This window comes from Roseburia hominis (genome assembly GCA_040702975.1).
Lineage (GTDB): Bacteria > Bacillota > Clostridia > Lachnospirales > Lachnospiraceae > Allocoprococcus > Allocoprococcus hominis_A.
This window is the reverse complement of record CP159990.1, coordinates 2,238,905-2,263,258: the sequence shown is the minus strand read 5'-3', so window position 1 is coordinate 2,263,258 and position 24,354 is coordinate 2,238,905. Positions and strand designations below refer to the sequence as shown.

Here is a 24,354-nt window from a genome sequence, read left to right as displayed (position 1 = left end):
ATTTTATTATTATCGTTTCCGAACGTCAACAAAAAAACGGCATTTTTTCAAAAAATATTGAGTATTATATGCCTTACAAAATGGTCCTCCTATGAAAAAGACAAGGCACAACTTTCTTCGCACCTTGCCACTTTTACTTCTTCCCCCAATACCGCTGGGAGGAAGAAACATAGACTGGGAAGCGGTTATTTTCTGTAAGATAATGGAAGGGAAACAAACCTCCCTCCGAGTTACATCGTGATTCTACTTTGGTTGTTTTGTACAAAAATTGATGTTGATTTTTTGCTATTTTTTACAAATCTTTCTTTATATGTGTAAAAGTTAATATATTTATATAAAAATGTAACTTTTTGAAAATTATGATATATGTTGGGCACACTGTTTAATTTACAGCAGAGTGCCCTTTTATTATAATTCTAATTGATTTGAGTGGTTATACATGAAAAGGCAGGCCCGGGCTGCTTTCATGCTTGTGACCGTATATGAAACCATTTAAAGTAAAGGAGTGGAGTTATGATGAAGTTATCTCGTATAAAAATAGCAGTCCTGATGTTGCTCCTGTTGCTGTCGCTCACCGGATGCGGCAGTTCCTCGGACGGAAAGACCCATCTCACCTTCCAGATCTGGGATGTCTATCAACGTCCTGGAATGCAGGCTATGTGCGACGCTTATACTGCCAAACACCCTGATGTAGTTATCGAGGTACAGGCTACCAGTTGGAGCGAATACTGGACTAAACTGGAGGCTTCTGCCGAGAGTAATACCATGCCGGACATTTTCTGGATGCACACCAATCAGCTTCTATATTATGCTGACTTCGGCATGTTAGCTGATGTGACCAATCTCTACGATGATGTAGAGTCTGATTATTATGAAAAGCATTTCTCTGAGATTTCCCGCAACAACGCCAGCGGCAGCGATGGAAAGCTCTATGGGGTACCAAAGGACAAGGATAATGGTTTGCTGGTGTACAACAAAGAAATGTTTGACGCCGCCGGCGTTCCCTATCCCACCGAGGACTGGACCTGGGGAGATTTGAGGGATGCTTCCCAAAAGATTCACGACAAAACCGGCAAGTATGGATTCATGGCCTATAACGACGATCAGTTGGGCTACTGGTGTTTCGTTTACCAGGCCGGCGGACATATTCTTACCGCTGATCGTACTAAGGCCGGCTACACCAACCCCGGCTCTGTCAAGGGTATGGAGTTTTATGTGAATATGCAGAAGGAAGACTGGTGTCCTGACCAGACCTATTTTACCGAAACCGCACCCTCAACTGCTTTCTTCTCTGAGGCGGGAGCCATGTATCTGGAGGGCAACTGGAACTTGCCACAGTTAATGGAGAACTACCCGGAAATGCGAGGCAAATGGGATATAGCTAAGCTGCCAAGATGTGCGGATCCTATCGAGGACAGTGAAAGCCTGGACAAAGATGGACGTGCTACCTTGTCCAACGGTCTGTGCTATTCTACTGCAGCCCGTGGCAAAAATCGCGAGATTGCCCTGAATGTAATCAAGTTTTTCGGTACCGAGGAGGCTCAGCGTATTCAGGGAGAGAAGGGCGCTGCAATCCCCGCATATATCGGCTGTGAGGAAACCTGGCGCGCTGCCTTTGACTCTTACAACGAAAAGCTGAATCTGGACATCATCTTCGAACAGTTCGACTACGCGGTACAGGCGGTTTATAATTCTGCCAGTCCCAAGTGGAAAAGCCAGGTGCTGGATGAATTGACCCGTGTCTATTCTGGCGAACGGGATCTTAAAACCGGTCTCAAGAATATGGAGCGTATTGTCAATAAGGAAACCGCCAAGAAATTGGCAGATGACTGAGAGGAGGGATTTAGGTGAAGGTGAATAAGAAATTATCTCTCGCTGCACGGCGGGAAGAAAACTGGGGCTGGTTCATGGTCGCGCCGACCATCATCGGTCTGGTCGTTTTGAATCTGTGGCCCTTTGTACAGACACTGTACGCCAGCTTCTGCGAGCATGAGGGCTTCGGGCATTACAAGTTTATCGGCCTGCAGAACTATGTGGATATGTTCGGAAATGCTGAGTTCTGGAAAGCCACCTGGAACACGATTTACTTTTGTATTTTGACCGTACCTGTGGGCATCGCCCTGGCATTGCTGATCGCCATGCTGCTCAATGCACACGTAAAATTTAAAGGCGGCTTCCGTACCATCTTTTTCCTGCCCCTGGTTTGTGCCCCTGCGGCCGTGGCTATGGTGTGGCGCTGGATCTTCAACGGTGAGTACGGCATCCTCAACCAGATACTGGGCACCAAGATCCAATGGATCACCGACCCGAAGACGGCTGTGCTGGCTGTTGCCATCGTGTCTGTTTGGAGCAGTGTTGGTTATGACGCAGTTCTTCTGCTGGCCGGATTGCAGAACATTCCAAAATCTCTTTACGAGGCCAACAGCATCGACGGTGCGGGTAAGATTCAGCAGTTTTTCACTATTACCCTGCCTATGGTGTCCCCGACCCTGTTCTCCGTTCTGATCATGCGTTTGATGGCCTCCATGAAGATTTACGACCTCATTTACATGATGGCTGATGAGACAAATCCGGCACTGACCGATATGCAGAGTCTGATGTACCTGTTCTATCGTTCCTCTTTCGTGGCCGGAGACCGCGGTTATGGTTCCGCTATCGTCATTTGGACTGTTGGTTTGATCCTTATTGTGACTCTGGTACAGTTCCAGGGACAGAAGAAATGGGTTACATACGATATTTAAGGAGGTATTAAAATGAAAAGCACAAATTCTTTGAAACGCTCCTATAGAATCAACAAGACCCTTACCTATTTTTTCCTGATCTTAGGCGCAGTTATTATGATATTCCCGTTCGTGTGGATGATTCTCACCAGTTCCAAAACGGTTCCTGAGAGTATGCTGATTCCACCGACCATTTTGCCCAAACAGCTCATGCTGGATAACTTTAAGGAAGCAATTGCCAGTCTGCCTTTTGCTAACCTGTATATAAACACCATACTGATGGTCTTCTTCCGTGTGGTCTGTGCCGTCCTGTTCAGTTCTATGGCAGGTTATGCATTTGCCAAGCTGGAATTCAGAGGCAAGAAGCTACTTTTCGGCATCGTGCTGATTCAGATGTCTCTGCCCAGCCAGATTTTCATTATTCCGCAGTATCAGATGGTTGCGAAAATGGGCATGGCCAATACGATTTTTGCCCTGGTATTCCCAGGTCTGGTCAGTGCTTTTGGTGTGTTCTTTCTGCGTCAGGCCTATATGAGTATTCCGGATGAAGTGGGCGAGGCTGCCTATTTGGACGGATGCAATCAGTGGCAGACTTTCTATAAGATCATGTTTCCGCTGACGGGCACTTCCGTAGCGGCCCTGACTATCTTTACGGCCGTCTTTGCATACGGCGACTTGATGTGGCCGCTGGTAGTGAACTCTGACCTAAAGATGATGACGTTGTCCTCCGGTCTTTCCACCCTGCGCGGCCAGTTCACCACCAACTTCCCTGTGCTGATGGCCGGTTCCTTGCTGGCTATGCTGCCAATGGTGGTACTGTATCTGATCTTCCAGCGTCAATTCGTGGAAGGTATTGCCGGCACTGGCGGAAAATAAACATTACTATTATAACCTTTTTAAAACAGTCCAGGCAGATAAACTGCCAGGACTGTTTCTATACCATAATATGTGCAGGAAGGCTGCCAACAGCACTCTTTCTGTGTCAATGATTTACAAGGAGGTTTCTATATGATTGTACTTGATCAAGAAAACAGAATTTTTACGCTGCACACCCGAAATACCACATACCAGATGAAGGCGGACCAATACAATGTACTCCTGCACACCTACTATGGACCCAGGATTGATGACTGTGATCTGTCAGGGCTGATCCAGTGCGGTGACCGCAGTTTCTCTCCCAATCCAAACGAAGCGGGAAGTAACCGGGACTATTCACTGGATGTTGTCCCACAGGAGTATTCCACCTGCGGCGTTGGAGATTTCCGTTTGCCATCTATTGAACTGGAGCTTCCAAATGGCAGCCATACAGCGGATCTGCGTTATGAAGGTTTCCGCCTGGAGAAGGGTAAATACATGCCGGATGGTCTGCCTGGTTTTTATAGTGATGAAGACGAGGCGGAAACGCTGGTGATTTTCCTGAAGGACTCTGCTGCTCAAGTAGCGGTGGAACTCTATTATGGCGTGTTTGAGACTTTCGACCTCATCACCCGTGCCGTGCGAATCACCAACCTGGGGACGGAGACGGTTCGTTTATGCCGGTGTGCCTCCCTTTGTCTGGATTTTCTTCGGTCTGATCTGGACATGATCACCTTTAACGGCCACCATTTGATGGAGCGTTGTCTGGACAGATGGCCGCTGCGGTCCGGAATACAAAGTGTCGGCAGTATGCGCGGAACCTCCAGTCATCAGCATAATCCGTTTGTGATGCTCTGCGACCATGATGCCGACGAAGATACCGGTATATGCTACGGTGCCATGCTGCTATATAGCGGCAACTTTGAGGCAGCCGTGGAATGCAGTCAATATGAGAACAGCCGCCTGGTCATGGGGATACACCCCTATCATTTCTGCTGGACACTGGCCCCGGGCGAGACGTTCACAGTTCCGGAAACGGCTATGGTCTGCTCTCCCAACGGATTTGGCGAAATGAGCCGCCAGTATCACAGGGTGATCCGTAAGCATCTTATTCGCGATCCTTACTATGGTGAACGTAAACCGATTCTGGTGAACAACTGGGAGGCTACTTACTTTGATTTCACTGCCGACAGACTGATCGAAATCGCCCGGGAGGCCGCTGCTCTTGGGATTGAACTGTTTGTCATGGACGACGGCTGGTTCGGATCCCGGAATGATGACAACAGCGGTCTTGGTGACTGGCAGGTAAATCAGGAAAAACTCCCCGGCGGGCTGGAGGCTTTGGTTCCCCGTATCAAAGAGTTGGGGATGAAATTCGGTATTTGGGTGGAACCGGAGATGGTCAATGAGGACAGTAACCTCTATCGTGCTCACCCGGACTGGGTGCTGCATGTTCCGGGCCGTTCTCCTTCCCGGGGCAGAGGCCAACTGGTGTTGGATTTCTCCCGTAAGGATGTACGGGATTATATCTATGATCAGATAAAGGCGGTACTTGGAAGCGCGGACATTTCCTACATCAAATGGGATATGAACCGAAGTCTCACCGATGTCTGGTCCGCTAGTCTGCCATCTTGTCGCCAGGGAGAGGTCTACCATAGGTATGTCCTGGGCGTATACGACCTGTTGGAGCGACTACATCGTGATTATCCTCACATACTCATTGAAGGCTGCTGCGGTGGCGGAGGCAGATTTGACGGTGGTATGCTCTACTACACGCCCCAGATCTGGTGCAGCGACGATACAGACGCGATTGACCGCCTGCGCATCCAGTACGGCACCTCCTTCTGTTATCCGGTTTGTACCATGGGCGCTCATGTCTCGGCGGTTCCCAATGAGCAGAATGGACGAATCACTCCTCTGGAGACGCGGGGAATCACCGCCATGAGCGGGGCTTTTGGTTACGAGATGGATTTGGGTAAATGTACGGAAGAAGAGAAAATGGAGATTCGGTGTCAGGTGGAAAGGTATAAGACCCACTATCGTCTGCTCCATCATGGAGACTGCTACCGACTCAGCAGTCCTTTCCAGGATAACTCTTACACGGCCTGGGAGCAGGTGTCTCCTGATCAGAGAGAGGCTTTGGTCAATGTGGTGCTGGGCTGTACCCATGCCGCGTCACCGTACCGCACATTACGTCTTAAAGGGCTTAATCCTTCGTTCCAATACCAGATCAATGGGAACGGGCCTCTTTGCAGCGGCGAGGCATTGATGAAGGCCGGCTATCCTCTCCCTCAGATGCAGGGAGACTACCCTGCTTTCCAGATTTACCTGAAAGCAATTGAGTAAGAACCGAGATGAACGTACCCAGATATACTTAGTAACCGAGATGAACGTCCACTGGACATTCACTCAGGTATGCTTGGCAACCAAAACGGACTGGCCCATGACGGTCAGTCCGTTTTAGAATGATTCTGCTTTCGCCACTCCTGGGGCGGCAAGCCGTAATATTTCTTGAAAGCCTGAGAAAAATGGAATTGGTTGGGGTATCCGCACTGCGCGGCCACCGTCTTAATAGGCAGATCGGTGAGACGCATTAGCTCAGCCGCATTCGTCAGGCGCTGACGAATCATAAATTCCTGGGGAGTGCAGCCCATCGCCTTTTTAAATTTACGGCTGAAATAGTTACGGTTCAGTTTACAAAAGCCGGCCACTTCATCTACTGTCAGCTCTCGATGACAGTTCTGCTGGATATAGACTACAGCTTCATTGATATAAAAATCCTGTTGCTTTTTTTCCTCAATACTCTGCCTGCTGCGGGAAAACTCGATGAGTTCATCCAGGAGCAGGTATAAACAGCCTACCAGATGAATAGGGGATCTTGCAGAATTTTCAGAAAAATACATCATCCGATTCCGCAGCAATTCTCCTTCTTCTATACTCCGGGGCTGATAAATGGGCTGATCTTGCTTTAGGCCAGCCTGAAGCAGGCATTCCTCCGCCCGCATTCCGTCAAACTCTATCCAGACGTATGTCCACGGATCCTTCTCGTCCGCAGTATACAAGTTAATCTGCCCGGGACAAATCAGGAATCCCTGGTTTGCTTCCAGGTGGTATTCATGTATCTCACCATTGGTAGAGTGGGAGTATAACATTCCCTTTCCGCTGATAATGTAGTGAAACAGATAGTGATTGCGGACAAAAGGGCCGAAAGAATGGAGGGGTTCACACTCTTCCCAGCCATATTGATAGGGACGAATATCCAAAAAATGCTCATGGGGGAAAAGTGAGATGTGATGTGTTTCCATAATACTCAGCTCCTTCTAAACATTAGAATCCCTAGGTGTGTAAAAGTTTTGATAAATAGTTCGTAACTTTTCATAATGTAATTTATAAAAATTCTTCATACTAATTTAGTGCATCATGTCATTCAACATTGTGTACTAAACTAGAGTATACACATTTCAACCTGCAATGTCAACGTTTGCGCTTGACATGCCGCCCAAACCTGAAAACCGGGATGAATGTCCACTGGACGTTCACGCAGGTATGCTTAGCAACCAAAAAGCCCTTGCAAACAGTATATTTATACCATTCGCAAGGGCCATAACCAGTTTCAAAAAATCAAGCAAAATCTAACTTATTTAGCCATCTGAGCTGCAACTTCTGCTGCGAAATCTTCATTCTTCTTCTCAAGACCTTCCCCAGTCTCGAAACGAACGAACTTCTTAACGGTAACGTTAGCACCGTTCTCTTTTGCTACCTTCTCAACATACTTAGCAACGGTCAGATCGCTGTCCTGAACGTATACCTGGTCAAGCAGGCAGATCTCTTTTAACTCTTTATTAAGACGTCCAATAATCATCTTCTCGATGATGTTCTCTGGCTTATTCGGGTTCTCCAGCTTAGCCTGAGCAAGAAGGATCTCTTTCTCATGATCCATGTATTCCTGTGATACTTCATCACGGGATACATACTTCGGATACATAGCTGCTACCTGCATAGCTACGTTCTTCAGACATGTTCTGATCGCATCATTTACTACGTCTGTATCAGCCTCTACAAGAACGCCGATACGTCCGCCGCCGTGGATATATGAAACAACACAGCCTTCTGTCTTGATCTGCTCAAATCTTCTGATGCTCAGTTTCTCGCCGATTACAGCGATCTTCTCTGTCAGTGCATCGTTCACAGTCTTGCTGTTGTCCTCATTCCATGCTTCTGCAAGAAATGCATCAATATCTGCTGCACTTGTATTCATAGCCTGGTTTACAACAGCTTTTACGAATCCCTGGAATTCAGCATTCTTAGCTACGAAGTCTGTCTCAGAGTTTACTTCTACGATTGCTGCTGTCTTGTCTTCTTTAACCTCAGCCATAACGATACCTTCTGCTGCGATACGTCCGGCTTTCTTCTCAGCTTTAGCCTGTCCGTTCTTTCTTAAGTATTCAACGGCTGCATCCATATCTCCGTTCGTCTCATTCAGGGCCTTTTTGCAGTCCATCATGCCGGCGCCGGTCATCTCTCTTAATTCTTTTACCATGCTTGCTGTAATTGCCATGATCTTTTCCTCCAAACTTAACGATTATTCTTCTACGCTTTCCTCAACATATTCTTCAGCCGGCTCTTCATAATAATCCTCGGCTGCTCCCTGATTTGCCTCGATTACAGCGTCTGCCATCTTGGAAACAATCAGTTTAACGGCTCTGATAGCGTCATCGTTACCCGGAATTACATAGTCAAGTTCTTCCGGATCACAGTTTGTATCTGCAATACCGATCAGCGGGATTCCCAGTGCATGAGCTTCCTGAACACAGATTCTTTCCTTCTTCGGGTCTACTACGAAGATTGCGTCCGGTACTCTCTTCATGTCTTTGATTCCGCCAAGGTTCTTCTCCAGCTTCTCCCACTCTTTCTTAAGAGCGATTACTTCTTTCTTCGGCAGTACGTCAAATGTTCCGTCCTCTGCCATAGTCTCGATCTCTTTCAGACGAGCGATTCTGCTCTGAATGGTCTTGAAGTTGGTAAGCATACCACCAAGCCATCTCTCATTTACAAAGTACATTCCACAGCGCTCAGCCTCTGTACGGATTGCATCCTGAGCCTGTTTCTTGGTTCCTACGAAAAGGATCTTGCCGCCCTCTGCTGCGATGTCAGCAACTGCCTGATAAGCCTCATCTACTTTTCCAACGGATTTCTGCAGGTCGATGATGTAGATCCCGTTTCTCTCGGTGTAGATGTACTCTGCCATCTTAGGGTTCCATCTTCTGGTCTGGTGTCCGAAATGAACACCTGCTTCTAAAAGCTGTTTCATTGAAATAACGCTCATGTTTCTTTCCTCCATTTGGTTTTCTACTTCCGTATGCTTCCGATCCCAAAACCGTGCAGCTTCTGCGTTGGCACCACTGGAATTAACCGCATACGTGTTTTTTTGCAACATTAGCAGTATAACACAAAAGCCCTGCTTACGCAAGGCTTTTCTTTCCAAACACAATTTTTATTGCCACTATTTTTCAATGCCGTAAAGATCAAAAAGGAAATCGTAAAAACTATGACCTCTTTCCAAACTATACTCATCAATATGCACCAACATAGTAACTGTATCCCCCGGCTGTATTTGACTCCTATCTTTTTCAAATTCTTCCATCGGATAATCCTCTTCCTCCCATGTAATCCCGGAAATATTCGCTGCAGCATTTTGAATCTCCAAAGATGTATCCAAACGAATGATTCTGCCTTTCGGAGTTGCATCTTCATCAACATCAAATTCTTTCAAAGTCCCGGTAATTTTCACATACTGATCGGCATATTTTTCCTTCGCTGCATCAAAATCATCTACAAATTCCTGCATCATCTCATCTGCACTACAGGAAATATAAACAATCTCCTCTTCCTTTTCTTCTTTATTCTCTTCTTTCTTTTCTTCTTCCTCATCAGTTTCTAAAGTCTCAGCCTCTACTTTCTGGTCCTCTTTTGGACTCTGTGTATCAGGCTGTTCCTTTTTTCCACAACTGCTAAAGCTAAGAACTAATGTCAATGCACTTAATAAAATAATCACTTTCCTTTTCACGATGTACCTCTCATTCACAGATGGTTTATTCCAATCCACCCTTTTTAATAGTGTAAAACTTTTCTATTCTCCGCATATTCATCTACAATTATATTGCTTATTCTCCTGTTCTTTTTGTCTAACATCGGCAAAACAGATGAAATCCCACAAGCAGACACAAAATCACGACTAATATACTCACAAAGAGATTCGGCATAAAAAGACCAATCACGATTCCTACTGCCACAAAAAACAGTGCAAATCCTATCACACGATTCATTACTTACGCCGCCTGCACATCATTGATATACTATATGCAGCCACCAACTTCATAATGCCGATCTTTTATACCGGTCTGATCTAATTCTCTTTTTCAGCCATACCGTTTATCACTGCATCCGCAGCAGCCTCAGCAGCCTCGTCGGCTTCATTTAAAATATCCACCACATCTTCTTCCGTCATCTTCTCACTCTTTGGAGATTTGAACTTGTCGATCACATCAGGCACCATATCGAGAATCTTTGTCATCGTATCCTGATTTTTTACATTTACAAGGCGGGTCGTTCCATTCTGAATAACCAGAACTGCGCACGGAGTCATCTTTCCTCCAAGACCTCCGGCTCCCCGGTCCTTCTTCTCCTGGTTAAATGACCCTGCTCCGATGGCGAAAGATACATCGACCAGCGGAAGAATGATCGTATCACCGATATGAATCGCGTCTCCTACTACCGTCTTAGATGAAACGACGCCATTCATACCCTTGAAAAGGGACTCCATTGTTTCTTTGAATCGATTGTCAACTGCCATATCTCATTTCCTCCTGTTTTTTGTTTTCCTATATATGGGCACAGCGATTTTACTTTTTACTTCGTCTTCGGACTACACTTACCGGTTCAATACTCTTCGCACATCACGGTATGTCCTTCTTACATTCTTATCCAAAAGGACTTTCAGCGCAAACATCATCAAATGTACCGCACGCAGATTCCCTTTCAGATAGGCTTCTCCTTCCAGCATTCTCCGTGAAAAATCCGGGTTGATATTCATATGATTACCTGTAAATGGATAAATCATACCGAGAACTGCCAGTGCCTGCCCTGTATGGTAGGGGTCTTCAAATCCAAACTGCAGATCCGCTCTGAACTTTTTGGGTTTCAAAAAACGCTTCACCCACACGAATTCTTTTTTCACTCTGGCAAGTGCGCTTTTATGCATCTCATTCTCAAGAAATTCTGCAATCTGCTCTTTCTTCCTGGAAACTGTCTTTAGTTTATCACATATTCTTCCGAATGTATATTTGATCTTTGCAAAAAATCCCTTTATTTTTTCTATCAATTCCCTTAAGATGAGCCTTAACGGTTTGCGTTTTTTCCTTTTTCGCTTTTTCCTGCCCTGTTCCTTGCTCTGCTTATCTCTGGGAGCCTCCCCGAGCGCTTCCGTCTCTTCGCCGACTCCTTTCTTGTCAGCCTCCGTTTCACACTTCACCCTATCAGTTTCGTTTTCTGTCTGTTCTCCCTCCCGGCACTGTTTCTCACCTTCAGAAGTCTTTCTTTCTAAATCACTCTTTTGTTCAGATAACTTCTTCTCCTCAAGCAGTTCCTTCTCTGCTCCCTCGGCAGCATTCCCGTCAATCTTTTCCTTCTTTTTGCTCTCTGCGATGACTTTCTTCTCCATCGTTTTCCCACTGTCACGCCTGATCCACGCGGCTCGCACCTTCCAGCGCAGGTTTCCCTCCTCATAACGCACCCTCACGGCAATCAAATGCAAAAGCCATGATATCGCAAGCGAAGCCTTCGCCTCTTCCAGCTTACCGGAAAATTGTCCCCGAATCTCATAGCGCACCGGCACAAAAAGGACAATACAGACCAGCAATACCAGGATACCCAGTATCACCGCCAAAATCACACCTATTATTTTGAGAATCAATCCTATGATGTGCAGCATCTTGCGTTCTCCTCACCTGTCTCATTCAACTTGTTCGTCAGATATCCGCGGATATCCAGGTCACCGGTCTTATGGTACACTTCCTCCGCGATTTCTTCCACCATATACATCGCGTCCGCCTCACAGGAAGCAATCCCTACCACCAGCATATCATCATGCGGGAAAATCCCCTGGCGCATGAGGGCTGTTCTGTAATATTCCAGTGGGTTTTCGCCGTCAGAGGGCATCACCAGCACGTAGAGCTTAAGCGGAAACTTTCCCTGCTCCATCTTCTTTATTATTTTGTCTTTCTTCTTTCTCAGATTCTCACTGAGGTACAACTCACGATAAAATCTCATGTCTTCCTCTCCCACCCCCGGCTACTCAAATACACTTAACCGCCAAAATAAATATTCTCTAGCCATTTACTTCATATCAACCTAAAGCACCACCGAATTTTCACTCAGATATATTTATCATCTAATAGTAATACGCATTAAAAATCTGCTTTGCAACACTTACCCCCGTTATACTGGCGGTATCTGCATTTTCAACCACAACGCTCACCACAAGTTCCGGATTATCCACATTAGAAAATCCCACGAACCAGGAGTGTACATTCTCCTTGTCAACACTATATTCGGCTGTTCCGGTCTTTCCTGCTACGGTATAGCTTTCCCCGGAAAGAGCCGCCCCTGTGCCGTGATCGACAACGCCTTTCATATATTCCGTAAGCTTTGCTGCCTCCTGCGACGTCATCAGATCCGCATAGTTCTCAGGCATATATTTCTTAACGGTCGTTCCCGTATAATTCGTGATCTCACTCACCAGATACGGACGCATAAGTTTCCCTCCGTTCGCGATCGCAGCGGTGATCAGCGCCATATGGTAAGGACTTACCTGCGTCTTTCCCTGTCCCATAGCCGTCATCATCGTTTCCGCCGTATCTGCCCCCTCCTTAAGCCGGAACTTTCCTTCCCGATAAGGAAGATCGCTCGGGAGTTTGCTGTCAAACAAGAGATCCTCCGTCGTCTCCTTCCATTTCTTCTTATCCAGATCAAGTCCAATATTGGAAAATGACGCGTTACAGGAATTCGCCACAGAATCCGCCAGATTCTCCTGTCCGTGAACCTCGCTTCCATAACAATGAATCGTAGCGCCGTCCCGTGTAATTTCTCCGCCACAGTCAAAGCTATAATTCTCATAGTCCGGATTCTCACGTATATATTCCAGAGCCGTCACCAGCTTAAACGTAGACCCCGGCGCATATTGTCCCAAAGTCGCCCGATTCAAAAGGGCACTGTCCCCATCATTATTGAGCGCCTCCCAATCCTCCGCCAGCGTATTCGCATCAAACGTGGGCTTAGAGAGCATCACCAGGATCTTCCCGGTGCTCGCCTCCATCACCACCACTGCCCCTTTATTATTACCAAGCGCCTGATAAGCTGCCTGCTGCAGATCCGCATCTAAAGTAGTGACCACGGTATCTCCCATGTTCTTCTCTCCCCGGAACTCCTTCATCAGCTTTTCCAGGAAAAACGCGTTGGAAGTAAGCAGCGGAAAATTCTGCACGGACTCGATCCCGTATTTTCCTTTTACCGAATATCCGACCGCATGAGCAAACAGATCACCATAGGGATATTCACGGGTCTCGGTACCATCTTCCGATGTGACCGTCTGAGCCAGCACTTCCCCGTCTTTATCCAGAATCTTGCCGCGAATAACACGTTTTGCCAGAAGATCCTGTCTGACATTATAAGGACTGTTGATGACTTCCTTGCTTTTCACCACATTAAAATACACCAGATAGCCGATCATAACAAGGAACAGCGTCACGAACATATAGGTGACCCTGGCAAATTCCTTGTTGGTCATCTTCTTTTTCCTAGCTTCTCTTTTTTGCCCCCGCAGCTCTTCTTTCTCCTTCTTGCGCTCGTCTGCCTTTTCCTTCTTGTGCACCTTTTTCCGGTCTGCGGCCGGCGGAACCTGAATCTGCCCTGCGCCGTCCGCCGTTTTCCTGCCTGCGCCGGCTTTCTTCGTGCCTGTCTTCTTCACTTCCTGCCGCCGGGCGTCTGCCTTTGGCTTCTTCCCGGTGGACTGTCCTGCCGCCTTTTGACGCTTGCTTTCGTCCGGCAGATTCTGAAGCTCTCTGTCCAATTCGTTCATTTCTAAGTTGCTGCGCTTTTTTTCTTTCAATATCCTCTTCCTCGTCTTCTCTTAACACATATAATCCCTGAATGATTGCAAACATGATCACCGTACTGAGCACGGAGCTTCCTCCGTAGCTTACCAAAGGCAGTGTCACCCCTGTGGACGGGATAAACTTTGTCACGCCTCCAATGGTAAGAAACACCTGGAAAATATAACAGGTCCCAAGTCCCAGCGCTACCAGCTTATAAAAACTGTCCCTAAGCTGCATCGCAATATTCAAAAACATAATATACACGCTGACACAGATCAAGATCAGGCATAACGCAAAGATAAGTCCCATCTCCTCCGCGATCGCCGAGAAAATAAAATCCGACTCCGCCACCGGAATCTTATTTGCCGCACCCTGACACAGTCCCATTCCGAACCAGCTTCCCGTGCCAATCGCCATCAGGGACTGCGCCACCTGCATGCCGCCCCTGTCATAGACCGCAAACGGATCCTTCCACACGATCACTCTGACCCGCACATGATTGAATAAATAGTATGCCACCACCGACGCGGCGGCCCCTGCGCTCACGCCGGCAAGCACATAAAGCGGCTGCCTTGTCGCTACATAAAGCATAACCAGATATACGGCAAAAATAATCAGCGCCGCCCCCAAATCCTTGGATATCACCAAAATCAGCACATGAAGAGCCGCAATCACAGTGGTGATCACCACATTCTTAAAACTGGTGTCGATCTTAAGGCTGGCTGACACAAAAAACACAAAAATGATTTTCACAAGCTCCGAAGGCTGAATATTGAACCCGGCCACCTTGATTCCCAGAAGCGCACCTCCGGAGACCTGTCCCAGAACAAGAACCACGCCCAGCATAACCACGCCGGCTATCGCATAGAACTTCCGCCACTCGGAAAGCACCTTAACTTTCCGAATAATCACCGGAACCACCAGGCTGAGCCCCACCGCTCCGGAGGCGATTACAAACTGCTTGACCGCCAAAGAATAGGAAAGTCTTGTGATCATGATAAAGCCAATGGCAAGAAGCATGCACATATTATTCACTACCAGCCTCGAAATCCTTGGGTAGATAAGGGTATAAAGGAGAATGATCGCCAGGAAAAGCCCGACCTGCATTCCATAGAACCCGATCATCTTCTTTTCTTCTGTCTGTAAGTACATCACCAGAAACGCCACAAAATGAATCATGAACATCAAAATGTTCTGTCTCCGCATAATGCTGCGCTTCGTGCGCTCGTCCTGAAAATTGAACACTGCAAAACACTCAAATGTATACACTGCGATCATAATGATCATGAGATATTTTGACAGCTCTACAACAATATTTACCAAAATTCCACCTACTTTATGCCTCGTTTAAAGTGCCCCCGGGTAAACTCCCCGTCCGGATACGCACTTTCCTGTCTGTATAACTTAAGTATCCGTCCCACCTCTTTTCCATCTTCCGTGGTAAAACTAAGCCGCATGGAAGAAACGCCTGTGCTCCTCACTTCCCGGAGCCTGTCCGCCAGATACAGAGGGACATGATTATATAAAATATTGTAACAATAGTCACATACGTTCCTGACCAAAAACCGTTTCTGATATCGGTCAAGGATTGCCAGACAGCCGCTTTCCCTGCTGCAGCCACCCGTTGTTTTGCGGATACAGCCCGCAGATACCATCATCGGCAGATATCCGTAGACTACCATCTCCCCGCCTGACGCGCCAAGCATGGCGATCTCTTTCTCATTTAATTCCAGCGGCACCGTAAATTCCGCCGCACCTCTTTCCTGCCAGAATTCTTTGGCAAAATGGTTGCACTGATATAAATTATAATCCGTTACCACCGGTTTTGTAAACCCGTGACGGTGCAAGAAAAAGCTGCTTTCGTAATTTCTGATCAAAACACCGTCCCAATCCGCCTCCAGAATCCGGCCATATGCGTTCTCAAACCGTTCCCTCGTATTCTCCCGAAAAATGTAAGGAAGGATCAGATACAGTTCTTTCCCGTATTTTCGTGCATTCCGAATCCAGCGATCGATTCCTTCCTGCTTCCATATCTGCGGAAATGCAGCAGAATCTACATAGATTCGCCGGATCAGATCCGGCTCAAGAAGGACCTCCACCTGCTCCATCGTCTCCGCAGAAGCGGTAAATCCCGGACGTGTGCCTTCACTCGCATCGACCTTTCCCGGCAGGCTTCCCGTTCTTTCCTTCTGTTCTTTTCTCTCTGTTCGGCTTTTTCCCTCTTCGCGCAGGAATACTTTCTCTGTTCGGCTTTTTCCCTCTTCGCGCAGGAATACTTTCTCTGCCCGACTTTCTCCCTCTTCGCGCAGGAATACTTTCTCTGCCCCGCTTTCTCCTTCTTCGCACAGGGGCATCTTTCTTCTAAACGCACTTGTTATCTCAGCCTCCAATTCTTCCAGCGCCCGCCGCCTGATCTCATTCAGGCTCTGCAAAGGAAGAAATCCCGCCCCATTTATCTCTATTTCCAGGTGTTCAAATTCAAATTCTGAATTTCCGGTCTTTCGGAGCTGTTTTTCGATGCGTTCTGGCACCATCGGCTGCTTCAGCGCCTCCTGCACGATGTCTCCGTAAACCGTGACGGCATGATCCTTGCAGCTTACAGACAGTTTAGCAGAATCTCCCACAGAAAGTATAAATTTTCCATTAAGTTTTTCTTTTATTTTTCTACGCAGATAATTTTCCTGCATCTCTTCGATCAGAGCGGCATTCCGTGTACGCTTCCACACATCGCCGTGCTGTACGCTCGTATCTGCAAATACCGGTATCTGTATCCTCTGCCCTGCTCTCACTTTCTCTTTACAGGTATAATTATCCGCCTTCTCCTGCCCTCTGCGAAGGGGCAGCTCTATGACATCTTGTGGAGACAGGTCCACTATCGCCGTTCCGATCACAGAGCGCCCCTGCCTCTTCTCTACCCTAAACGCCGGTATCCCCGCATGGTTCGGCCGCGTAAGCGATACCATCTCCCTGCCATTTCTGGTATGGTAATACCCGGTATGGGAGCCGCCCCGGTTATACAGGTCCAGAAGCATCTGAAGGTCTGCCTCGCTCACCCGAAAGCGCGCCTTCGCCGCCTCCGAATCCTCCCCTCTTCCTACTGCTTCCTCTCTGTATTTTAAATACAGATCCGTGTATTTTCTGTACATTGCCGTCACCGCGGCCACATACTCCGGCTTCTTCATTCTTCCTTCTATTTTGAACGAGTCGATTCCGGCCTCCACCAGCTCGGGAATCATCTCCAGCGTACAGATATCCTTAAGGCTCATGAGATACTGCGACCTTCCTGCTCCTTCAAGCTGCCATGGAAGCCGGCATGGCTGGGCACACTGCCCCCGGTTCCCGCTTCTTCCGCCAATAAAACTGCTGAGCAGGCATTGACCCGAATAACAGTAGCAAAGCGCCCCATGTACAAAGCATTCAATCTCCAGATCCGTTCCCCGGGATATCTTCCTGATTTCCTCAAGGCCAATCTCTCTGGCCGGCACGACTCTCGTGACGCCCTGTTCCTCCATAAAACGCGCGCCATCTACGCCTGTAATCGTCATCTGCGTACTAGCATGAATCGCCAGATTCGGAAAATACTTACGGATAAAGTGAAGTACCCCAACGTCCTGCACGATCACGGCGTCCAGCCCCTGCTCATAATACGGCTGCAGATACCGAAACAGCTCAGATTCTATTTCTCTTTCCTTCAGCAAAGTATTGACCGTCAGATAGATCTTCCTTCCATGCAGATGCACAAAATCAATGGCCTTAAGAAGCTCCTCCTCTGTAAGATTCTTCGCATAAGCCCTGGCTCCGAACATCTGCCCGCCGATATAGACTGCATCGGCGCCCGCCGCAACCGCGGCATACAAACTTTCCGCCGAACCTGCCGGCGCTAATATCTCAACCATCTTTTCCATCTGTCTCCCCGTCCCTGATAAAAAAGACTGTCCTAAGACAGTCTATTTTTTACGATGATTCTTCATCTCAGTTTCTAATTGTACGATCTTCATCTGCAGTTCACGGTTCTCTTCCTTCAGCCGATCCAATGCTTTCTCCGCATTCTCATACTTAATCTGGGTGGAGATCAGTTCATGTTTCAAGTCGTACATCTCTTTATCTTTCGCCTCAATGTCGCTCTCCAAAGCTCCGCCCTGTTTCTTTGCCTTGAAATAGTCATCTGCTATGTTAAGTGCCAGAAGCATGCTCCTTGCCTCTGCACTCTGCTTGCGGTAACCGTCACTGCTGGAACATTCTTCAATTTTGTGGTTCAGATAGGTAGAAACCTTCTGCAAATAATCCTCACTCTCAAAGCCGCTGAGCGTAAATACTTTTCCTCCTATCAGAACTTCCGTGTAATTTTTAGACGATGCCATAAAGAACCTCCTTACCCGCTCCAATTCCTCGTTCTATTATAAACCATATTCTCACAAAAACCAACTACTTTTCGATATTTTCAGCAGAAATTCCTAAATGTCTGTAACAAAGAGGTGTCACCTGGCGCCCCCGAGGGGTTCTTTGAATAAAACCATTCATCAAAAGATAGGGTTCATACACATCTTCAATGGTTCCCGCGTCCTCTCCAATGGACGCCGCCAGGGTATCCAGTCCCACCGGACCTCCCTGAAACTTGTGAATCATCGTAAGAAGAATATTCCGGTCAATGTGATCCAGTCCCATGGGATCCACGTCCAAAAGGTCCAGCGCACTGACCGCAACTTCTTTTGTGATCACACCGTCATACTTCACCTGTGCAAAATCCCGCACCCTTTTGAGCAGTCTGTTCGCAAGCCGCGGCGTCCCTCTGGATCGCTTCGCCATCTCCAGTGCACCGCCTTCTTCTATCTCCACCTCCAGCACCCTTGCTGAACGCAGAATGATCTGTTTCAGTTCCCTCTCCGTGTAGAACTCCAGACGATTCACCACGCCAAACCGGTCACGTAGCGGAGCCGTCAGCATACCAGCCCTGGTCGTAGCCCCCACCAGGGTGAACCGGGGCAGTTCCAGCCTGATGGATCTGGCCGAAGCTCCTTTTCCGATCATAATATCAATCGCGTAATCCTCCATCGCAGGATAAAGCACCTCTTCCACCTGCCTGTTCAGCCGATGGATCTCGTCCACAAAAAGCACATCGCCCTCCTGAAGGTTATTCAGAATCGCCGCCATCTCACCCGGCTTCTCGATTGCCGGTCCTGACGTGATCTTAATGTTGACTCCCATCTCGTTGGCTATAATTCCTGCAAGCGTCGTCTTTCCCAGTCCGGGCGGTCCATAAAACAGGACATGATCCAGGGATTCCCCTCTGGACTTTGCCGCCTCGATATAAATCTTAAGCGTCTCCTTCGCCTTCTGCTGGCCGATATAGTCTTCCAGCATCTGGGGACGCAGATGATTCTCTATTTTAATGTCTTCTTCCAGATTCTCCGTGGTAATAATCCGTTTTCCCATATGCAGCCCCTTATCAGATCAAATATTTTAACGCCTGCTTGAGCAGTTCTTCCACAGTGAGCTCTCCACTTGCTTCCACCTGTCTTACTGCACGCAGTGCTTCCGTACTTCCGTACCCCAGAGCGACCAGCGCCTGCACGGCCTCCGACTGATTCTCCTGTCCGCCACTTTCAGTGTACCCTACAGAGCTTTCCTCATAATGCTCCAGCGTATCCTCAATGCTCAGCTTATCCTTAAGCTCCAGAATCAGCTTCTCTGCTGTCTTCTTGCCAATCCCCGGCGCGGCTGAGATTGCCTTAGCATCCCCCGCCATCACGGCAAAACGCAGATCATCCGGCGTCAGTTGGGACAAAATTCCAAGTCCTCCCTTCGGCCCGATCCCGCTCACGCCGATCACCAGCTTAAATACACGCAGCGCGTCCCGGCTCAGAAATCCGTACAACTGCATCGCATCTTCCTTTACGTTCAGATACGTATGGATCTTCACCTCGCTGCCAATGGGCGGCAGCCTGTCCATAGATGAGCCCGGCATAAAAATCCCATATCCGACTCCACCCACATCTACGATGACTTTATCTTCTTCAATGGAGACCAATTCTCCCCGTATGTATGAAATCATAACGCTTCTCCTTAAGAACCTTTCCCTTCTCTGACTTAGTACAACATTCATCAAATAACTATATTAAAACACGCGGAATGCTTATTCGAATTCCAGGCGCGTAAGCCTCTTTAACATCTCACTGGCCGCAATCCCAATCACCAGCCCGGTCAGAACTCCCGCGACCAGAAGAACCGGGACATAGTATGCCACACTAAAGCTCTCTACTACAATCATCGCGATCAGAAGCTGCCCGATATTGTGAAAAACGCCTCCAGCCATGCTGATGCCGTAAACGCTGAATGTACCCCGCTTTTTTAGCAACGCCATAATCGCAAAACTCAGGACGCCGCCTGCCAGGCTGTAAATAATACTGAACAAATTGGCAAATAAAAAGCCGGACAGGATAATACGGGTCACAGATAAACACAGCGCCTCCTGCGGCCCCAGCTTATATAGCGCGATCACTACGATCAGATTCGCCAGCCCCAGCTTGACTCCCGGAATGCCGATATGAAACGGAATCAGCGCCTCCACATAGCTGAAAATCAGCGCCAACGCCGTAAATACTCCAAAATACGCTACCTTCTTCAATGTCTTCCTCCTACTTTGCCACCGCATCTAATTCTGCCTGATCTTGGTTTACAATTTGCAGTACAATTTTATTCGGAAGACAGATAATACTCTCCTGATTCCGGGAGATCGCCTTCTGATGCATACACAACTGATCCGGGCAGTTCGCCTCTGTCATCTTCACCTTGCCGTCCCGGATCGTCATCGTATTCTTTCCGCCGCCAAGCACGATCTCCTGATCCTTAGCCAGGTCATAGGTCCCTGTCACTTCTCCGTCCACTCGAACCTCCACATACCCCGAGTCCGTACTGCCTGTAAAATACCGCACTGCAAAGATCACAAGTGCCGCTCCCAACACGATTCCCAGAAGGATCCAGTCATTTTTCTTCGCATTCTTAAAAATATTCATAAATCTACCTCTTCCTTGTTTATTCTAGCACAGTACATTTCAAAATGCAACCAAACGTTCGATTGATTTTTCTTAGTATAGCTTTTATAATAAGGTTCTAAAGTCAGAAAGCGATACATTTTCTACTGTATTGACCACGAAAACCAGGAGGACTTTATGAAAAAGAGAACGTATGTAATATTATTTATACTTGTGGCACTGCTTCTTTCTAGCTGCTCTTCGGCTTCAGACACGCCTCTTTCCCAGACGACAACGCTGTTTGATACCGTGATCAGTATTCACATCTATGATAAGAATTCAGAAGAGGTCCTGACGCACTGCATTCAAAAATGTGAGGAATACGAAAAAAAATTCAGCCGCACCCTGCCGGAAAGCGAGATCTACCGCCTAAACCACGCGGGCGGAGAAGCTCTGGAATTATCCGACGACACGGTGGAGCTCATAAAGCTTGGTCTTAAATACTCCGAACTTTCCGAAGGACGCTTTGACATCACGATAGCCCCGCTTGCAGAGCTTTGGGACTTCAAGCATAATACCGGAACGATTCCTGCCAAAGAATCCATCGATGAGGCCCTGTCCCTGATCGATTATCGAAATGTACGCGTGGAGGGAAATCAGGTACAGCTCTTAAATCCAGACGCTGCGATCGATCTGGGCGGCATCGCCAAAGGTTATATTGCCGACCAGTTGAAGGCCTACATGGAAACGCAGGGCACCCAGCATGCGCTCATCGATCTGGGCGGCAACGTTCTGGTCATCGGCGCAAAACCGGACGGCAGCGCATTCCACATCGGAATTCAGAAACCATTTTCCGAAACGGGGGAGGCCATCACTTCCGTAAAGATCAAGAACCAGGCGGTAGTGACCTCCGGGAACTATCAAAGGTACTTTAAAATAGAGGACAAAATCTACCATCATATTCTGAACCCTCAGACCGGCTACCCTTATGAAAACCATCTGCAAAGTGTCACGGTACTCTGTGATTCCTCCGCAGATGCTGATGGGCTTTCCACCACCTTGTTCGCACTGGGACTTGACGAAGGAATGAAGTATATTGATTCACTTCCCTCGGCCGAGGCCGTTTTTATTACCGATGACCAGAAGCTTCACTATTCCAACGGTTTTCCTAAGTAGTATTAAACTACACATTCTCCCTCCAAACCGAGCTGAACGTCCAATGGACGTTTACTCAGGTTTGCTTAGCAACGCAAACCCCCTTTCATTAGACTTATATTTTGTCTAACAAAAGGGGGAACTTCATTTCGCTTGCCCTTACGCAGTATTTTCTGTCATCACATATACTTTTCTTACCTAAATATCTATTCTCTCCAATGCGTATCTGCCTAATACATATAGGGCATCACACTCATAAGTGCAGAAACTATGATCAAAGTAAAAATAATATTAATTACAATTACCACTGCCATCGCGATCAAATGAGCCCGACACAAATTGCGGCGGTTAATATTTCCACTGCTACCAAATGCCCAGATCAGACAAACAATAATTCCCACACATGGAATTAAAGCAAGAATATCAATTAACACAAATTCTCCCATGGATAACGGAGCGTTATCGAACCCATCGTTTGAATTTCCTGTCCCCTGATTATTCGGGTTATTGTACGTGTTATAATTGGAATTTCCCTGTGGCTGACCATATCCCGGATTGTTCTGTGACCACTGCTGTTCATAATTCGGGGTATTCTGGAACTGCTGGTTCTGGAAGGGATCTGCCTGGCCGGCTTCTGTATTTCCATAAGAATAGCTCTGTGCCGTATTCTGATCAGCTGCTTTCCTCTCTTCCGGTTTGTTCACTGGTGTTCCGTATGTGTAGGAAGCTCCGGCGTTCGGATTATTGCAGACAGTTCCTGCGGGCGCACTGTATGTGGCTCCGGCATTCGGATCACTGTACGGACCTCCTGCATTCACATTCTGATCGTTATTTGCAGAATCTACATACGGATTCGTATATGCTGCCCCTGCATTCGGGTCGCTGCTTGCAGAATCCACATACGGATTACTATACGAAGCTCCTTCGTTCGTATCGCCATAAGTATTCTCAGTCTGATTCTCCTGTACTTCGGGAGTATCATTTTCAAATTTCTGGTCCATCTTCTTATCCTCCTGTATTTAAGGTCCGTTCGTTCTGCTTCATCATAGCACAACCCCTTTTAAAAAACAACTCTCCTGCCGCCAATTTCCCTCCAAGACACACTTTTTTCATTATTTTTGAGCCATCTTCAGGCGCCATTTTCCTTTCCGGCCCTATCTTCCAAAATACCGCCTCAGCATCCTTCCCAGCACACTCCCATAATAATAGCTCATGGGCGGCTCTCCCGGAAAATAACGGATCATGCGGTAGATGTAAAACAGGACCATCAATACCAAAAGGGCGATCAAATATTTTGAAAAATGAGTCAGTTCTTTCTGCTGAACATAACGGCGGAAGAAAAAGACCGCAATATACAACAAAATCACATATGAAAATGGGTGAATCTGCCAGGCGACTGTGAAATTTCCTCTGAAGATCGAGAGCATAGCCCGCGTAAGGCCACACCCCGGACAGGGAAACCCAGTCACCGCAACGCTAGGGCACAAACTATGCAGGAAATACCTCCCCACCAGGAAATATCCACCAAGGACGATAAATGCGACCCGCGCATTCAGAATATCCCTTTTCAGAATCTCCCAGCCACTTTTTAATCTGATTACAACTTTCCTGCGCATTCTTTCTCTCCCCAAATAAGTTCTCCTCCAAGTAAGGGAAAACGGTCCCATTTACCATGGAACCGCCGTTTCCTCTATTCTTTTCTAACTATTTAATAATCTTTTTCGGACATTTTTCCGCACATTTTCCGCAGTTCGTACATTTCTCCGGATCAATGTGTGCAATATTATTTACGACCGTGATCGCGCCTGCTTCGCAGACCTTCTCACACATGCGACAGCCAATACAGCCAACAGAGCAGACACTCATCACATCTTTTCCTTTATCCTTAGAGCTGCACTGTACGTGATGCTTCTGGTCATATACTACCATCTCGATCAAATGCTTCGGACATGCATAGGTACAATTTCCACACGCCTTACATTTTTCCGGGTCCACGACCGCTATGCCGTCCACGATATGAATCGCGTCGAACTGACATGCCTTCACACAGTTTCCAAAGCCCAGACAACCGTATGTACAGCCCTTCGGGCCTCCATTCTGCATCTGGCTTGCCATGACACAGTCTTCGATTCCGGTATACTCATACGCCTGTTTGGCACTCGCGCAGGTTCCTGCACATTTTACAAAGGCAGTTACACGGATATTCTCCCCTGCTTCTTTTCCAACGATTGCTGCGATCTTCTCAGCGACTGGTGCGCCGCCTACCGGACAACGGTTATACTGGGCTTCGCCCTTAGCGATAGCAGCCGCAAGGCCTGCACAGCCTGCGTATCCGCAGCCACCGCAGTTATTACCCGGCAGTGCTTCCAAAATCGCCGCTTCGGTCTCATCTACATGAACTGCGAACTTCTTTCCCGCGATCCCGAGGAAGACGCCGATAAAGAGACCGGTTCCCCCTACGATAAGGGCCGCGATCAAAACTCCTGTAATACTCATTTTTCA

Annotated in this window: 24 protein-coding genes; 5 read left to right on the top strand and 19 right to left on the bottom strand. The window is 47.5% G+C overall.

The features are described from left to right. Positions 1-549 precede the first annotated feature (549 nt). From ABXS75_10505 to ABXS75_10490, 4 genes are all read left to right on the top strand, one after another. Positions 550-1,833, top strand: coding sequence for a sugar ABC transporter substrate-binding protein (locus ABXS75_10505; GenBank protein XCP87135.1), 1,284 nt, complete (start codon positions 550-552; stop codon positions 1,831-1,833). Positions 1,834-1,907: 74 nt separating this feature from the next. Next, on the top strand, positions 1,908-2,741 hold the full coding sequence (locus ABXS75_10500; GenBank protein ID XCP87134.1) for a sugar ABC transporter permease: 834 nt from the start codon (positions 1,908-1,910) through the stop codon (positions 2,739-2,741). Positions 2,742-2,837: 96 nt separating this feature from the next. After that, entirely contained in the window at positions 2,838-3,596 is a 759-nt protein-coding gene (locus ABXS75_10495) for a carbohydrate ABC transporter permease (GenBank protein ID XCP87133.1), read from the top strand. A 132-nt stretch (positions 3,597-3,728) separates the two neighbouring features. Then, the gene (locus tag ABXS75_10490; GenBank protein ID XCP83514.1) at positions 3,729-5,921 is read left to right on the top strand and encodes an alpha-galactosidase; all 2,193 of its coding nucleotides are present in this window, start codon (positions 3,729-3,731) and stop codon (positions 5,919-5,921) included. Positions 5,922-6,025: 104 nt separating this feature from the next. On the opposite strand, the gene ABXS75_10485 is transcribed toward ABXS75_10490, so the two are convergent. The 16 genes from ABXS75_10485 to ABXS75_10410 all read right to left on the bottom strand — a co-directional run bounded on the left by ABXS75_10485 (position 6,026) and on the right by ABXS75_10410 (position 20,739). Beyond that, on the bottom strand, positions 6,026-6,880 hold the full coding sequence (locus ABXS75_10485) for an AraC family transcriptional regulator (protein ID XCP83513.1): 855 nt from the start codon (positions 6,878-6,880) through the stop codon (positions 6,026-6,028). Between the two features lie 332 nt (positions 6,881-7,212). Continuing rightward, the gene (gene tsf / locus ABXS75_10480) at positions 7,213-8,133 is read right to left on the bottom strand and encodes a translation elongation factor Ts (protein XCP83512.1); all 921 of its coding nucleotides are present in this window, start codon (positions 8,131-8,133) and stop codon (positions 7,213-7,215) included. Positions 8,134-8,157: 24 nt separating this feature from the next. After that, positions 8,158-8,901 (bottom strand): 30S ribosomal protein S2, encoded by a 744-nt coding sequence (gene rpsB, locus ABXS75_10475; protein ID XCP83511.1) that lies wholly within the window; start codon positions 8,899-8,901, stop codon positions 8,158-8,160. A gap of 177 nt (positions 8,902-9,078) precedes the next feature. Next, positions 9,079-9,642 carry a hypothetical protein gene (locus ABXS75_10470; GenBank protein ID XCP83510.1) on the bottom strand — a complete coding sequence of 188 codons (564 nt, stop codon included), beginning with the start codon at positions 9,640-9,642 and terminating at the stop codon, positions 9,079-9,081. A gap of 118 nt (positions 9,643-9,760) precedes the next feature. Beyond that, positions 9,761-9,901, bottom strand: a complete 141-nt coding sequence (locus tag ABXS75_10465; protein XCP83509.1) for a hypothetical protein — start codon at positions 9,899-9,901, stop codon at positions 9,761-9,763. A gap of 80 nt (positions 9,902-9,981) precedes the next feature. Beyond that, positions 9,982-10,428, bottom strand: coding sequence for a GerW family sporulation protein (locus ABXS75_10460; protein ID XCP83508.1), 447 nt, complete (start codon positions 10,426-10,428; stop codon positions 9,982-9,984). A 78-nt stretch (positions 10,429-10,506) separates the two neighbouring features. Then, positions 10,507-11,565, bottom strand: coding sequence for a DUF2953 domain-containing protein (locus ABXS75_10455; GenBank protein ID XCP83507.1), 1,059 nt, complete (start codon positions 11,563-11,565; stop codon positions 10,507-10,509). Then, positions 11,550-11,903: a hypothetical protein gene (locus tag ABXS75_10450; protein XCP83506.1), complete on the bottom strand. Its 354-nt coding sequence runs from the start codon at positions 11,901-11,903 to the stop codon at positions 11,550-11,552. The genes ABXS75_10455 and ABXS75_10450 overlap by 16 nt, the downstream gene beginning before the upstream one ends. A gap of 121 nt (positions 11,904-12,024) precedes the next feature. Further along, entirely contained in the window at positions 12,025-13,386 is a 1,362-nt protein-coding gene (locus tag ABXS75_10445) for a penicillin-binding transpeptidase domain-containing protein (protein ID XCP87132.1), read from the bottom strand. Positions 13,387-13,429: 43 nt separating this feature from the next. Next, positions 13,430-15,049 carry an FtsW/RodA/SpoVE family cell cycle protein gene (locus tag ABXS75_10440; protein XCP83505.1) on the bottom strand — a complete coding sequence of 540 codons (1,620 nt, stop codon included), beginning with the start codon at positions 15,047-15,049 and terminating at the stop codon, positions 13,430-13,432. 8 nt (positions 15,050-15,057) lie between these two features. Then, positions 15,058-17,631 carry a DUF3656 domain-containing protein gene (locus tag ABXS75_10435; protein XCP83504.1) on the bottom strand — a complete coding sequence of 858 codons (2,574 nt, stop codon included), beginning with the start codon at positions 17,629-17,631 and terminating at the stop codon, positions 15,058-15,060. 42 nt (positions 17,632-17,673) lie between these two features. Then, on the bottom strand, positions 17,674-18,087 hold the full coding sequence (gene zapA / locus ABXS75_10430) for a cell division protein ZapA (protein ID XCP83503.1): 414 nt from the start codon (positions 18,085-18,087) through the stop codon (positions 17,674-17,676). A 64-nt stretch (positions 18,088-18,151) separates the two neighbouring features. Further along, the gene (gene ruvB, locus ABXS75_10425) at positions 18,152-19,159 is read right to left on the bottom strand and encodes a Holliday junction branch migration DNA helicase RuvB (GenBank protein XCP83502.1); all 1,008 of its coding nucleotides are present in this window, start codon (positions 19,157-19,159) and stop codon (positions 18,152-18,154) included. A gap of 13 nt (positions 19,160-19,172) precedes the next feature. Next, the gene (ruvA, locus tag ABXS75_10420; protein ID XCP83501.1) at positions 19,173-19,778 is read right to left on the bottom strand and encodes a Holliday junction branch migration protein RuvA; all 606 of its coding nucleotides are present in this window, start codon (positions 19,776-19,778) and stop codon (positions 19,173-19,175) included. Between the two features lie 81 nt (positions 19,779-19,859). After that, positions 19,860-20,378, bottom strand: a complete 519-nt coding sequence (locus ABXS75_10415) for a Gx transporter family protein (protein ID XCP83500.1) — start codon at positions 20,376-20,378, stop codon at positions 19,860-19,862. After that, positions 20,362-20,739 carry a NusG domain II-containing protein gene (locus tag ABXS75_10410; protein ID XCP83499.1) on the bottom strand — a complete coding sequence of 126 codons (378 nt, stop codon included), beginning with the start codon at positions 20,737-20,739 and terminating at the stop codon, positions 20,362-20,364. The genes ABXS75_10415 and ABXS75_10410 overlap by 17 nt, the downstream gene beginning before the upstream one ends. Positions 20,740-20,895: 156 nt before the next feature. Between ABXS75_10410 and ABXS75_10405 the strand changes: the two genes are divergently transcribed. Then, positions 20,896-21,873, top strand: a complete 978-nt coding sequence (locus tag ABXS75_10405; GenBank protein XCP83498.1) for an FAD:protein FMN transferase — start codon at positions 20,896-20,898, stop codon at positions 21,871-21,873. A 209-nt stretch (positions 21,874-22,082) separates the two neighbouring features. On the opposite strand, the gene ABXS75_10400 is transcribed toward ABXS75_10405, so the two are convergent. From ABXS75_10400 to ABXS75_10390, 3 genes are all read right to left on the bottom strand, one after another. Then, positions 22,083-22,853: a hypothetical protein gene (locus tag ABXS75_10400; GenBank protein ID XCP83497.1), complete on the bottom strand. Its 771-nt coding sequence runs from the start codon at positions 22,851-22,853 to the stop codon at positions 22,083-22,085. 153 nt (positions 22,854-23,006) lie between these two features. Further along, positions 23,007-23,468, bottom strand: a complete 462-nt coding sequence (locus ABXS75_10395) for a DUF2752 domain-containing protein (protein XCP83496.1) — start codon at positions 23,466-23,468, stop codon at positions 23,007-23,009. An 88-nt stretch (positions 23,469-23,556) separates the two neighbouring features. Continuing rightward, positions 23,557-24,348 carry an RnfABCDGE type electron transport complex subunit B gene (locus tag ABXS75_10390; protein ID XCP83495.1) on the bottom strand — a complete coding sequence of 264 codons (792 nt, stop codon included), beginning with the start codon at positions 24,346-24,348 and terminating at the stop codon, positions 23,557-23,559. Positions 24,349-24,354: the final 6 nt, after the last annotated feature.

Bases quoted from the DNA above. Each gene is read 5' to 3' on its own strand.
- ABXS75_10505 (XCP87135.1), top strand. From the start codon at position 550: ATGTTGCTCCTGTTGCTGTCGCTCACCGGATGCGGCAGTTCCTCGGAC.
- ABXS75_10500 (XCP87134.1), top strand. From the start codon at position 1,908: ATGGTCGCGCCGACCATCATCGGTCTGGTCGTTTTGAATCTGTGGCCC.
- ABXS75_10495 (XCP87133.1), top strand. From the start codon at position 2,838: ATGATATTCCCGTTCGTGTGGATGATTCTCACCAGTTCCAAAACGGTT.
- ABXS75_10490 (XCP83514.1), top strand. From the start codon at position 3,729: ATGATTGTACTTGATCAAGAAAACAGAATTTTTACGCTGCACACCCGA.
- ABXS75_10485 (XCP83513.1), bottom strand. From the start codon at position 6,880: ATGGAAACACATCACATCTCACTTTTCCCCCATGAGCATTTTTTGGAT.
- tsf (XCP83512.1), bottom strand. From the start codon at position 8,133: ATGGCAATTACAGCAAGCATGGTAAAAGAATTAAGAGAGATGACCGGC.
- rpsB (XCP83511.1), bottom strand. From the start codon at position 8,901: ATGAGCGTTATTTCAATGAAACAGCTTTTAGAAGCAGGTGTTCATTTC.
- ABXS75_10465 (XCP83509.1), bottom strand. From the start codon at position 9,901: ATGAATCGTGTGATAGGATTTGCACTGTTTTTTGTGGCAGTAGGAATC.
- ABXS75_10460 (XCP83508.1), bottom strand. From the start codon at position 10,428: ATGGCAGTTGACAATCGATTCAAAGAAACAATGGAGTCCCTTTTCAAG.
- ABXS75_10455 (XCP83507.1), bottom strand. From the start codon at position 11,565: ATGCTGCACATCATAGGATTGATTCTCAAAATAATAGGTGTGATTTTG.
- ABXS75_10450 (XCP83506.1), bottom strand. From the start codon at position 11,903: ATGAGATTTTATCGTGAGTTGTACCTCAGTGAGAATCTGAGAAAGAAG.
- ABXS75_10445 (XCP87132.1), bottom strand. From the start codon at position 13,386: ATGTTCGTGACGCTGTTCCTTGTTATGATCGGCTATCTGGTGTATTTT.
- ABXS75_10435 (XCP83504.1), bottom strand. From the start codon at position 17,631: ATGGAAAAGATGGTTGAGATATTAGCGCCGGCAGGTTCGGCGGAAAGT.
- zapA (XCP83503.1), bottom strand. From the start codon at position 18,087: ATGGCATCGTCTAAAAATTACACGGAAGTTCTGATAGGAGGAAAAGTA.
- ruvB (XCP83502.1), bottom strand. From the start codon at position 19,159: ATGGGAAAACGGATTATTACCACGGAGAATCTGGAAGAAGACATTAAA.
- ruvA (XCP83501.1), bottom strand. From the start codon at position 19,778: ATGATTTCATACATACGGGGAGAATTGGTCTCCATTGAAGAAGATAAA.
- ABXS75_10415 (XCP83500.1), bottom strand. From the start codon at position 20,378: ATGCGGTGGCAAAGTAGGAGGAAGACATTGAAGAAGGTAGCGTATTTT.
- ABXS75_10410 (XCP83499.1), bottom strand. From the start codon at position 20,739: ATGAATATTTTTAAGAATGCGAAGAAAAATGACTGGATCCTTCTGGGA.
- ABXS75_10405 (XCP83498.1), top strand. From the start codon at position 20,896: ATGAAAAAGAGAACGTATGTAATATTATTTATACTTGTGGCACTGCTT.
- ABXS75_10400 (XCP83497.1), bottom strand. From the start codon at position 22,853: ATGGACCAGAAATTTGAAAATGATACTCCCGAAGTACAGGAGAATCAG.
- ABXS75_10395 (XCP83496.1), bottom strand. From the start codon at position 23,468: ATGCGCAGGAAAGTTGTAATCAGATTAAAAAGTGGCTGGGAGATTCTG.
- ABXS75_10390 (XCP83495.1), bottom strand. From the start codon at position 24,348: ATGAGTATTACAGGAGTTTTGATCGCGGCCCTTATCGTAGGGGGAACC.